Below are 12372 nucleotides of genomic sequence, written 5' to 3'. Positions count from 1 at the left end.
AACCGTCCTCTCAGATCGCGGTGGCGGCGTGCCGGCCGGCGACCCGCCCGGTGAACAGACAGCCGCCGACGAAGGTGCCCTCCAGGGAGCGGTGGCCGTGAATGCCGCCACCGCCGAAGCCGCAGACCTCGCCGGCGGCGTAGAGACCGGGCAGCGGGGCGCCCTGCGGGGTGAGCACCCGCCCGGTCAGATCGGTCTGCAGACCGCCGAGGGTCTTGCGCGTGGTGATGTGCAGCTTGACCGCGATCAGCGGACCGGATCGCCGGTCCAGGATCGGGCCGGGCCGCGCCACCCGGAACCGGTCCGGCCAGTACCGGCGGGCGTTGTGGATGGCCGCGAACTGCGGGTCCTTGCTGTAGGGGTTACCGACCTGCGAGTCGCGCGCGGAGATCTCCCGCTCCAGGACGGCAGCGTCGATCGGTGCGACGTCGGGCACCGCGCTCATGGCGCGCGCGAGCGCGGCGACCGTCGGGGCGCTGACGAAGTCGACACCGCGGTCGAGGAAGTCCTGCAGGTGCGCCGAGATGCGGGGGCGGAGCAGCCCCTTCGCGGCCAACCAGGGATGGCGACCGGTGATCGGTTCGTTGAGCTCCTGCCCCGACATCGCGAACTCCTTGGCGAACATCGCCCGGTTCAACACCAGCCAGGAGTAGGCGTAGCCGGATTCGACGACGTGGCGCACGGCGCCCACGGTGTCGAAATTCGGGTACAGCGGCGGCGGGAGACGTCGACCCGCCCCGTCGAGCCACAGCGCCGACGGGCCGGCGGTCACGTGGATCCCGTGGTTCGGCCAGACCGGCGCGACGTTGGTGACGCCGTCCGGGTAGAACCACAGCCGGTTCTCGTTGACCACCTTCGCGCCGGCCCGCCGGGCGATCGCGATCATCCGGCCGTCGACATAGGCAGGGTTCCCGCAGAGCGTGCCCTCCGGACAGCTGCCGAAGCTCTGCTCGAAGAGCTCCCGCGCCAGCGTCGGGCTGCCGCCCACCCCGCCGGTGGCCAGCACCACCGCCGAGGCAGCGAGGGTGAAGTCGCCGACCGGCGCGTCGGCCGACCGCACCGCCCGCGGCTGGTCGGCGGGTTCGAGGAGCGTGCCGCGCACCCCGACCACCCGCCCGTCGGTGACGTCCAGCTCGTCGACGCGGTGCCGGAACAACCGCGTCACCGCACCGCGGGCCTGCGCGGCCAGCACGCGCCGCGCGAACACCTCGACCAGCCCCGGGCCGGTGCCCCAGGTGATGTGGAAGCGCGGCACGCTGTTACCCGACCCGAGGGCGCCGTGACCGCCACGCTCGGGCCAGCCCGGCAGGGGATAGGCCCGCCAGCCCAGCGAACGCAGCCAGCTGCGCTGCTCCCCGGCGGCGAAATCGACGTAGCGCTCGGCCCAGGAGCGGGCCAGCTCGTCGTCGGGATCGCCGTCGGTGAACTCCGCCGACCCCAGCCAGTCCTGCCAGGCCAGCTGCCGCGAGTCCCGGATGCCGCAGAGCCGCTGCTCCGGGGTGTTCACCAGAAACAATCCGCCGAAGGACCAATAGGCCTGGCCGCCGAAGTCCGCCGGCCCCTGCTGATCGACCAGCAGGACGGTCTTGCCGGCATCGACCAGTTCACAGGTGGCGGCCAGCCCGGCCAGACCGTGGCCGACGACGATCGCGTCCGCCGATTGCCCGCTCATCCGAACCGGTCCTTCCCCCGAGTGCGACAGCGAACGCTACCCAGCGTGCGGCGGCAGCGGGGCCCACTGCGGCCGATCCGTGTCCCGGGTGTGATCAAACGGCCGGTTTCGCCACGGTTTGCACACCCAACAGCGCGTCAACCCTTGACGGACGGCCCCAAACGGGTCAATGTGTTTCCCAGCATGAATGCACGGATACAGGACGCCAGCCAGCGCCTTTCCGGCTGCGTCGTGCGGCCGTTATACGGCGGTTGAGGAATGCGCCGTCCTCCGCTATTGTTGGACGTTGCGCTGGCTGCATCCTGCCCACCTCACCTGCACCCGACACGCTAGTCCCAGCCTGAGCCCGAACTCAGCGATCTAGACGCGTGCCGTGTTCCAGGGAGCCCCGGACAGGGCGTTCCCAGCCGAACCGACGCAGATTAGTGATGTAAGGAACCGGCGCTCAAGCTCCTTTGACGCCCTCCGGACATCGCACGAGGTGCTGGAAGGATGCATCTTGGCAGTCTCTAGCCAGAGCAAGTCAGCAAAAGCTATCACCAATAACTCCGTCCCCGGAGCACCAAATCGCATTTCCTTCGCCAAGCTCCGTGAGCCTCTCGAGGTTCCGGGGCTGCTCGACGTGCAGACCGAGTCGTTCGACTGGCTCATCGGCGCCAGCAGCTGGCGCGAGAAGGCCGTCGCCCGCGGTGACGTGAACCCGACCGGTGGCCTCGAAGAGGTGCTGACCGAGCTGTCGCCGATCGAGGACTTCTCGGGCTCGATGTCGCTGTCTTTCTCCGACCCGCGCTTCGACGAGGTCAAGGCACCCGTCGACGAGTGCAAAGACAAGGACATGACGTACGCGGCCCCGCTGTTCGTCACGGCCGAGTTCATCAACAACAACACCGGCGAGATCAAGAGCCAGACGGTGTTCATGGGTGACTTCCCGATGATGACGGAGAAGGGCACCTTCATCATCAACGGCACCGAGCGCGTGGTCGTCAGCCAGCTGGTCCGGTCGCCCGGCGTCTACTTCGACGAGACCATCGACAAGTCCACCGAGAAGACGCTGCACAGCGTCAAGGTGATCCCCGGCCGCGGTGCCTGGCTGGAATTCGACGTCGACAAGCGCGACACCGTCGGCGTCCGCATCGACCGCAAGCGCCGTCAGCCGGTCACCGTGCTGCTCAAGGCGCTCGGCTGGACCAACGAGCAGATCACCGAGCGCTTCGGCTTCTCCGAGATCATGATGTCGACGCTGGAGAAGGACAACACCGCCGGCACCGACGAGGCGCTGCTCGACATCTACCGGAAGCTGCGTCCGGGCGAGCCGCCGACCAAGGAGTCCGCGCAGACCCTGCTGGAGAACCTGTTCTTCAAGGAGAAGCGCTACGACCTGGCCCGCGTCGGCCGCTACAAGGTCAACAAGAAGCTCGGCCTCAACGCCGACAAGCCGATCACCAACTCGACGCTGACCGAAGAGGACGTCGTCGCGACGATCGAGTACCTGGTGCGCCTGCACGACGGGGACACCGTGATGACGGCCCCCGGTGGCGTCGAGGTCCCCGTCGAGGTCGACGACATCGACCACTTCGGCAACCGCCGTCTGCGCACCGTCGGTGAGCTCATCCAGAACCAGATCCGCGTGGGTCTGTCCCGGATGGAGCGCGTCGTCCGCGAGCGGATGACCACCCAGGACGTCGAGGCGATCACGCCGCAGACCCTGATCAACATCCGTCCCGTGGTGGCGGCGATCAAGGAGTTCTTCGGCACGTCGCAGCTGTCGCAGTTCATGGACCAGAACAACCCGCTGTCGGGTCTGACCCACAAGCGCCGCCTGTCCGCGCTGGGCCCGGGCGGTCTGTCCCGTGAGCGCGCCGGCCTCGAGGTCCGCGACGTGCACTCCAGCCACTACGGCCGGATGTGCCCGATCGAGACCCCGGAGGGTCCGAACATCGGCCTGATCGGTTCGCTGTCGGTGTACGCCCGGGTCAACCCGTTCGGCTTCATCGAGACCCCGTACCGCAAGGTCGTCGACGGTGTCGTCACCGACCAGATCGACTACCTGACCGCCGACGAAGAGGACCGCCACGTCGTGGCGCAGGCCAACTCGCCGCTGGACGACGGTGGCCACTTCACCGAGGACCGCATCCTGGTTCGACGCAAGGGTGGCGAGGTCGAGTTCGTGTCGGCCACCGAGGTGGACTACATGGACGTCTCGCCGCGCCAGATGGTGTCGGTCGCGACGGCGATGATCCCGTTCCTCGAGCACGACGACGCCAACCGTGCCCTGATGGGTGCCAACATGCAGCGCCAGGCGGTTCCGCTGGTGCGCAGCGAGGCCCCGCTGGTCGGCACCGGAATGGAGCTGCGCGCCGCGATCGACGCCGGCGACGTGGTCGTGTCCGACAAGGCCGGTGTGGTGGAAGAGGTTTCGGCCGACTACATCACCGTGATGGCCGACGACGGCACCCGGCACACCTACCGGATGCGCAAGTTCGCCCGCTCCAACCACGGCACGTGCGCCAACCAGCGCCCGATCGTGGACGCCGGGCAGCGGGTCGAGGCCGGTCAGGTCGTCGCCGACGGTCCCTGCACCCAGAACGGTGAGATGGCGCTGGGCAAGAACCTGCTCGTCGCCGTCATGCCGTGGGAGGGCCACAACTACGAGGACGCGATCATCCTCTCCAACCGCCTGGTGGAGGAGGACGTGCTCACCTCGATCCACATCGAGGAGCACGAGATCGATGCCCGCGACACCAAGCTGGGCGCCGAGGAGATCACCCGGGACATCCCGAACGTCTCCGATGAGGTGCTCGCCGACCTCGATGAGCGCGGCATCGTCCGCATCGGCGCCGAGGTCCGCGACGGCGACATCCTGGTCGGCAAGGTCACCCCGAAGGGCGAGACCGAGCTGACCCCGGAGGAGCGGCTGCTCCGCGCGATCTTCGGTGAGAAGGCGCGCGAGGTCCGCGACACGTCGCTCAAGGTGCCCCACGGTGAGTCCGGCAAGGTCATCGGCATCCGCGTGTTCTCCCGCGAGGACGACGACGAACTGCCCGCCGGCGTCAACGAGCTGGTCCGCGTGTACGTGGCCCAGAAGCGCAAGATCTCCGACGGCGACAAGCTCGCCGGACGCCACGGCAACAAGGGCGTCATCGGCAAGATCCTGCCCGTCGAGGACATGCCGTTCATGCCCGACGGCACGCCGGTGGACATCATCCTCAACACCCACGGTGTGCCGCGTCGTATGAACATCGGCCAGATCCTGGAGACGCACCTGGGCTGGGTGGCCAAGGCCGGCTGGAACATCAACGTGGCTGACGGAACACCCGAATGGGCCGGCAATCTGCCCGAGGAGCTGCACTCGGCTCCGTCGGACAGCATCGTCGCCACCCCGGTGTTCGACGGTGCCCGGGAGAACGAGCTGCAGGGTCTGCTCGGCTCCACGCTGCCCAACCGCGACGGCGAGGTCATGGTGGACGCCGACGGCAAATCGCAGCTGTTCGACGGCCGCAGTGGCGAACCGTTCCCGTACCCGGTGACGGTCGGCTACATGTACATCCTCAAGCTGCACCACCTGGTGGACGACAAGATCCACGCCCGCTCGACCGGTCCGTACTCGATGATCACCCAGCAGCCGCTCGGTGGTAAGGCGCAGTTCGGTGGTCAGCGGTTCGGCGAGATGGAGTGCTGGGCCATGCAGGCCTACGGCGCCGCCTACACGCTGCAGGAGCTGCTGACGATCAAGTCCGACGACACCGTCGGGCGGGTCAAGGTGTACGAGGCCATCGTCAAGGGCGAGAACATCCCCGAGCCGGGCATTCCCGAGTCGTTCAAGGTGCTGCTCAAGGAGCTGCAGTCGCTGTGCCTGAACGTCGAGGTGCTGTCTTCCGACGGTGCGGCGATCGAGATGCGTGACGGCGACGACGAGGACCTGGAACGCGCTGCGGCCAACCTCGGCATCAACCTGTCACGCAACGAGTCGGCGTCCGTCGAGGACCTTGCCTGATCGCGGTCCGCACCGACGACGTTCAGGCCCTAGTTATTTGCAGTACTAATCCCGAAAGGGGAAAGGGAGTTACGTGTTAGACGTCAACTTCTTCGATGAACTCCGCATCGGCCTGGCCACCGCGGACGACATCCGCAACTGGTCCTACGGCGAGGTCAAGAAGCCGGAGACCATCAACTACCGCACGCTCAAGCCGGAGAAGGACGGCCTGTTCTGCGAGAAGATCTTCGGACCCACTCGCGACTGGGAGTGCTACTGCGGCAAGTACAAGCGCGTCCGCTTCAAGGGCATCATCTGTGAGCGCTGCGGCGTCGAGGTGACCCGCGCCAAGGTGCGCCGTGAACGGATGGGCCACATCGAGCTGGCCGCACCCGTCACCCACATCTGGTACTTCAAGGGTGTCCCGTCGCGGTTGGGCTACCTGCTGGACCTGGCCCCGAAGGATCTGGAAAAGATCATCTACTTCGCGGCCTACGTGATCACCGCGGTCGACACCGAGATGCGCCACAACGAGCTCTCCACCCTCGAGGCCGAGATGGTCGTCGAGAAGAAGGGCGTCGAGGACCAGCGCGATCTGGATCTGGCCGAGCGGGCGCAGAAGCTCGAGAACGATCTGGCCGAGCTGGAGAAGGAAGGCGCCAAGTCCGACGTGCGCCGCAAGGTGCGTGACGGCGGCGAGCGCGAGATGCGTCAGCTGCGCGACCGGGCCCAGCGTGAGCTGGACCGGCTCGACGAGATCTGGACGACGTTCACCAAGCTGGCTCCCAAGCAGCTGATCGTCGACGAGGTGCTCTACCGCGAGCTCGTCGACCGCTACGGCGAGTACTTCACCGGCGCCATGGGCGCGGAGTCGATCAAGAAGCTCATCGAGAACTTCGACATCGACGCCGAGGCGGAGTCGCTGCGCGACACCATCAAGAACGGCAAGGGGCAGAAGAAGCTCCGGGCGCTCAAGCGGCTCAAGGTCGTCGCGGCGTTCCAGAGCAACGCCAACTCGCCGATGGGCATGGTGCTCGACGCCGTTCCGGTGATCCCGCCGGAGCTGCGTCCGATGGTTCAGCTCGACGGTGGCCGCTTCGCCACCTCCGACCTGAACGATCTGTACCGACGCGTCATCAACCGGAACAACCGGCTCAAGCGACTGATCGACCTCGGCGCGCCCGAGATCATCGTCAACAACGAGAAGCGCATGCTCCAGGAGTCGGTGGACGCGCTGTTCGACAACGGCCGCCGCGGCCGGCCCGTCACCGGGCCCGGCAACCGTCCGCTCAAGTCGCTGTCGGATCTGCTCAAGGGCAAGCAGGGCCGCTTCCGTCAGAACCTGCTGGGTAAGCGTGTCGACTACTCGGGCCGTTCGGTCATCGTCGTCGGCCCGCAGCTCAAGCTGCACCAGTGTGGTCTGCCGAAGCTGATGGCTCTCGAGCTGTTCAAGCCGTTCGTGATGAAGCGTCTGGTCGACCTGAACCACGCGCAGAACATCAAGAGCGCCAAGCGGATGGTGGAGCGTCAGCGTCCCCAGGTGTGGGATGTCCTCGAAGAGGTCATCGCCGAGCACCCGGTGCTGCTCAACCGTGCGCCCACCCTGCACCGCCTGGGTATCCAGGCCTTCGAGCCGCAGCTGGTCGAGGGCAAGGCCATCCAGCTGCACCCGCTGGTGTGTGAGGCGTTCAACGCCGACTTCGACGGCGACCAGATGGCCGTGCACCTTCCGCTGTCGGCGGAGGCCCAGGCCGAGGCCCGCATCCTGATGCTGTCCTCGAACAACATCCTGTCGCCGGCGTCGGGTAAGCCGCTGGCCATGCCGCGTCTGGACATGGTGACCGGGCTGTACTACCTGACCACGATGATCGAGGGCGACAAGGGCGAGTACCAGGCCGCGACCAACGATCAGCCCGAGAGCGGTGTGTACAGCTCGCCGGCCGAGGCCATCATGGCGATGGACCGCGGTGCGCTGAGCGTGCGGGCACCCATCAAGGTGCGGTTGACGCAGCTGCGTCCGCCGGCCGCGCTGGAGGCCGAACTGTTCGAGAACGGTTGGACGCCGGGCGACGCCTGGACCGCCGACACCACCCTGGGCCGGGTGCTGTTCAACGAGCTGCTGCCGAAGAGCTATCCGTTCGTCAACGAGCAGATGCACAAGAAGGTCCAGGCCCGGATCATCAACGATCTGGCCGAGCGCTTCCCGATGATCGTGGTCGCGCAGACCGTGGACAAGCTCAAGGACGCCGGCTTCTACTGGGCCACCCGTTCGGGTGTCACCGTGTCGATGGCCGACGTGCTCGTGCCGCCGCAGAAGCAGGAGATCCTCGACCGGTACGAGCGGGAGGCCGACGGGATCGAGCGCAAGTACCAGCGTGGCGCCCTGAACCACAAGGAGCGCAACGACTCGCTGGTGAAGATCTGGCAGGACGCCACCGAAGAGGTCGGTAAGGCTCTGGAGGCCTACTACCCGGCGGACAACCCGATCATCACGATCGTGAAGTCCGGCGCCACGGGCAACCTGACCCAGACCCGCACGCTGGCGGGCATGAAGGGTCTGGTGACCAACCCGAAGGGTGAGTTCATCCCGCGGCCGATCAAGTCCTCCTTCCGTGAGGGCCTGACGGTGTTGGAGTACTTCATCAACACCCACGGCGCCCGTAAGGGTCTGGCCGACACCGCGCTGCGCACCGCCGACTCGGGTTACCTGACCCGTCGTCTGGTGGACGTCAGCCAGGACGTCATCGTCCGCGAGACCGACTGCGAGACCGAGCGCGGCATCAACGTCACGCTCGCCGAGCGCGCCGCGGACGGCACGCTGGTCCGGGATCCGCACGTCGAGACCTCGGCGTTCGCCCGCACGCTGGCCACCGACGCGGTCGACGAGAACGGCAATGTCGTCATCGAGCGGGGCCACGACCTCGGCGATCCGGCGATCGATGCACTGCTGGCCGCCGGTGTCACGACGGTCAAGGTGCGCTCGGTGCTGACCTGTACGTCGGCCACCGGCGTGTGCGCGAAGTGCTACGGCCGTTCGATGGCGACCGGCAAGCTCGTCGACATCGGCGAGGCGGTCGGCATCGTCGCCGCCCAGTCGATCGGTGAGCCCGGCACGCAGCTGACGATGCGTACCTTCCACCAGGGCGGCGTGGGTGAGGACATCACCGGCGGTCTGCCCCGCGTGCAGGAGCTGTTCGAGGCCCGCGTGCCGCGCAACAAGGCGCCGATCGCCGACGTCAGCGGCCGGGTGCAGCTGGAGGAGGGCGACCGCTTCTACAAGATCACCATCGTCCCCGACGACGGTGGCGAGGAAGTGGTGTACGACAAGCTCTCCAAGCGTCAGCGACTGCGGGTCATCAAGCACGAGGACGGCTCCGAGGGCGTGCTCTCCGACGGCGACCACGTCGAGGTCGGCGACCAGCTCATGGAGGGTTCGGCCGATCCGCACGAGGTGCTGCGTGTGCAGGGTCCGCGTGAGGTGCAGATCCACCTGGTCCACGAGGTCCAGGAGGTCTACCGGGCCCAGGGCGTGTCGATCCACGACAAGCACATCGAGGTCATCGTCCGGCAGATGCTGCGTCGCGTGACGATCATCGACTCGGGCTCCACGGAGTTCCTGCCCGGTTCGCTGACCGAGCGTGCCGAGTTCGAGTCGGAGAACCGTCGCGTCGTCGCGGAGGGCGCCGAGCCCGCCGCGGGCCGCCCGGTGCTGATGGGCATCACGAAGGCCTCGCTGGCCACCGATTCGTGGCTGTCGGCGGCGTCGTTCCAGGAGACCACCCGCGTGCTGACCGATGCGGCGATCAACTGCCGCAGCGACAAGCTGCAGGGTCTGAAGGAGAACGTCATCATCGGCAAGCTGATCCCGGCCGGTACCGGCATCAACCGGTACCGCAACATCCAGGTTCAGCCGACCGAGGAGGCGCGGGCTGCCGCGTACACGATCCCGTCCTACGAGGATCAGTACTACAGCCCGGACTTCGGTCAGGCCACCGGTGCCGCGGTTCCGCTGGACGACTACGGCTACTCGGATTACCGCTAGCGCGTAGCTGCGCGAGCAGCCGCAAAGGCCCCCATTTCCCTGCGAAATGGGGGCCTTTTGCGTCTGCTCGCCGAGTTGTCCACAGGCGTGCGACGAGGGCGATGGACTGCCGGCGCCAACGGCCGCGAGGCTCGCGGTGTGATGATCGACGACGTGCGTCGCCATCCCGATCAGCTCGTTGCGCGGATCGCGTGGCATCTGGGAAGGGTCAGCAGGGCCGGCTGAGCAGACACAAACGCCCCGCCAAGGGGCCAATGTGGGGGCCTTTTGCGTCTGCTCGCGGGGAAGGGTGGGGGTGTCCGAGCCCGCGCCTAGACTGGCGGCGTGCTCATCGGTTCTCACGTCCGCAACGACGATCCGCTGGCCGCCGCGCAGGCCGACGGTGCCGACGTCGTCCAGTTCTTCCTCGGCGACCCGCAGAGCTGGAAGAAGCCCAAGCCCCGCGACGACGCCGAGACCCTCAAGGCGTCGAACATCCCGCTCTACGTGCATGCGCCGTATCTGATCAACGTCGCCTCGGCGAACAACCGCGTGCGCATCCCGTCGCGCAAGATCCTGCAGGACACCTGCGATGCGGCCGCCGAGGTGGGCGCCACCGCGGTCATCGTGCACGGCGGGCACGCCGACGACAAGGACTTCGAAGCCGGCTTCGAACGGTGGGCCAAGGCGCTGGACCGGCTGGAGACCACGGTGCCGGTGTATCTGGAGAACACCGCGGGCGGGGACCACGCGATGGCCCGGCACTTCGACACCATCGCACGACTGTGGGACCACATCGGCGACTACGGCATCGGTTTCTGCCTCGACACCTGCCACGCCTGGGCGGCCGGCGAGGCACTGATCGACGCCGTCTCCCGGATCAAGCGGATCACCGGCCGCATCGACCTCGTGCACTGCAACGACTCGCGGGACGCCGCCGGCTCGGGCGCCGATCGGCACGCCAACTTCGGGCTCGGGCAGATCGACCCGCAGCTGCTGGCCGGTGTCGTGCAGGCGGCCGACGCCCCGGTGATCTGCGAGACCTCCGACGAGGGCCGCAAAGACGACATCGCCTTCCTGCGCGAGCACTGCGGCTGACGCCGTCGTCGCCCAGCCGGCGTCGGGCCGACGGGCTGAGATGACGATTGACTAACGACGGCTGAACGGCGACCGGCCAACGGGTTAACTGGGTGGATCGCGGGAATCCCGATTCCCCGACCTCCGAAAGGCTCATGTGTCGCTGATCGACGAGTCGTCGGTGGCGCTGGCGCCTGCTGACGAACCCCCTGCGTCAGGCCGAGAGCGGTCAGGCCGCGAGCGCCGGATGCGGATTCTGCGGTGGACCGCCGTCGCAGTGTGGGCCGCGGTGATCGGCTACCGCACCGTCACCGACGGCTTCGCGTTCAACCGGGAACTGCTGCTGCTCTACATCGCGACCGGCCTGCTGGCCGCCAGCATCGGTCAGGGGCGCCGGATGCTCTACGTCCTGCGGGACTGGTTGCCCTTCGCGCTCGTGCTGATCGCCTACGACCTCAGCCGCGGCGCCGCCACGCTGATCGGGCGACCCACCCTCTGGCATTGGCAGGTGGACGCCGACCGCTGGCTGTTTCTGGGCACGGTGCCGACGGTGTGGCTGCAGGAACAGCTCAAGGTGCCGCATCCGCCGTGGTGGGAAGTCGTCATGAGCTCGGTCTACATGTCGTTCTTCGTCCTGCCCTATGTGGTCGCCGCGGTGCTGTGGCTGCGCGACCGCGACGAGTGGAAATCCTTCGTCCGGCTGTTCGTCGGCCTCAACGTGGCCGGCCTGCTCATCTACGCGCTGTTGCCTGCGGCGCCGCCGTGGGCCGCCGCGCGCTGCACGCCGGCCGAGGTCGCCGACGGGCCCTCGGAGGCCGACTGCATGTTCCGGTCGGCGCGCGGGGTGCCCGACGGCGGGGTGCTCGGCGCCATGCAGACCAGCCAGGACGGCGCGCATCCGTGGGTCGAGCGGATCGTGGGACGTGGCTGGGGAAACCTCAACCTGCACACCGCCAGTGCATTGCTCGACCAGGGGCAGGCCAGCGTGAATCTGGTGGCGGCGATCCCGTCGCTGCACGCCGGAATGACGGCCGCGATCGCAGCGTTCCTATGGCATCGGGTGCGCCCCATCTGGCGGCCGGTACTGGCCGGCTACGTCCTGATCATGGCGTTCACCCTGGTGTACACCGCCGAGCACTACGTCGTCGACATCCTGCTCGGGTGGGCACTCGCCGCGGCGGTGATCATCGGCCTGCGCCGCTACGACGCCTGGCGGCGGGGCCGGTCAGGTCAGGTAGACCTTGCGCAGCGTCTCGGTGACGGTCCAGACGGTTTCGGCGCCGGCAGCGAGGCGGACGACGTCACCGGGCCCGAGCCGCAGCGCCGGACTTCCGTCGCCGAACTCGACGGTCGCTGAACCCGACAACACCACGAACACCTCGTTGACCTCGATGTCGCGCATGCCGCCGACGCTCATCTCCCAGACGCCGACCTCCAGCCCGTCGAAGTCGCCGAACGCGGCAGTGGCCGTGGTCGGCACCCCGTCGGCTACCTGATCGCCGGGGACCGGTCGGTGCGCGAGGTCGAGTGTGGCGGCGTGGACCACCGAGTTGGGCTGCATCGCGACAGTATGCGCGCGACCGGGCGTATTACACCTCTTGTGCGGCTGTCGATCCAGATGTAACACTT

Annotated in this window: 5 protein-coding genes and 1 pseudogene; 4 read left to right on the top strand and 2 right to left on the bottom strand. The window is 67.6% G+C overall.

All coding sequences use genetic code 11. From position 1 onward, the window contains the following. Positions 1–10: 10 nt before the first annotated feature. Positions 11–1672: an FAD-binding dehydrogenase gene (locus ACN27E_RS12745; RefSeq protein WP_422741822.1), complete on the bottom strand. Its 1662-nt coding sequence runs from the start codon at positions 1670–1672 to the stop codon at positions 11–13. 499 nt (positions 1673–2171) lie between these two features. On the opposite strand from ACN27E_RS12745, the gene ACN27E_RS12740 reads away from it, so the two are divergent. The 4 genes from ACN27E_RS12740 (at position 2172) to ACN27E_RS12725 (ending at position 12100) form a co-directional block, all read left to right on the top strand. After that, the gene (locus ACN27E_RS12740; RefSeq protein ID WP_422741821.1) at positions 2172–5666 is read left to right on the top strand and encodes a DNA-directed RNA polymerase subunit beta; all 3495 of its coding nucleotides are present in this window, start codon (positions 2172–2174) and stop codon (positions 5664–5666) included. Between the two features lie 73 nt (positions 5667–5739). Next, positions 5740–9687 (top strand): DNA-directed RNA polymerase subunit beta', encoded by a 3948-nt coding sequence (locus ACN27E_RS12735; protein WP_422749541.1) that lies wholly within the window; start codon positions 5740–5742, stop codon positions 9685–9687. A gap of 324 nt (positions 9688–10011) precedes the next feature. Then, complete coding sequence (locus ACN27E_RS12730; protein ID WP_422749539.1) at positions 10012–10764, top strand: deoxyribonuclease IV; 753 nt, start codon at positions 10012–10014, stop codon at positions 10762–10764. A gap of 136 nt (positions 10765–10900) precedes the next feature. After that, the gene (locus ACN27E_RS12725; RefSeq protein ID WP_422749537.1) at positions 10901–12100 is read left to right on the top strand and encodes a phosphatase PAP2 family protein; all 1200 of its coding nucleotides are present in this window, start codon (positions 10901–10903) and stop codon (positions 12098–12100) included. On the opposite strand, the pseudogene ACN27E_RS12720 reads toward ACN27E_RS12725, so the two are convergent. Next, positions 12038–12304 (bottom strand): annotated as a pseudogene (locus tag ACN27E_RS12720) (cupin domain-containing protein); the annotation flags it as partial. The gene ACN27E_RS12725 and the pseudogene ACN27E_RS12720 overlap by 63 nt on opposite strands. Positions 12305–12372 lie beyond the last annotated feature (68 nt).

Origin of the sequence: Mycobacterium sp. WMMD1722 (assembly GCF_049315205.1) — a bacterium.
Lineage (GTDB): Bacteria > Actinomycetota > Actinomycetes > Mycobacteriales > Mycobacteriaceae > Mycobacterium.
Note: the sequence above shows the minus strand (reverse complement) of the source record. Positions and strands in the feature narration are given on the sequence as shown.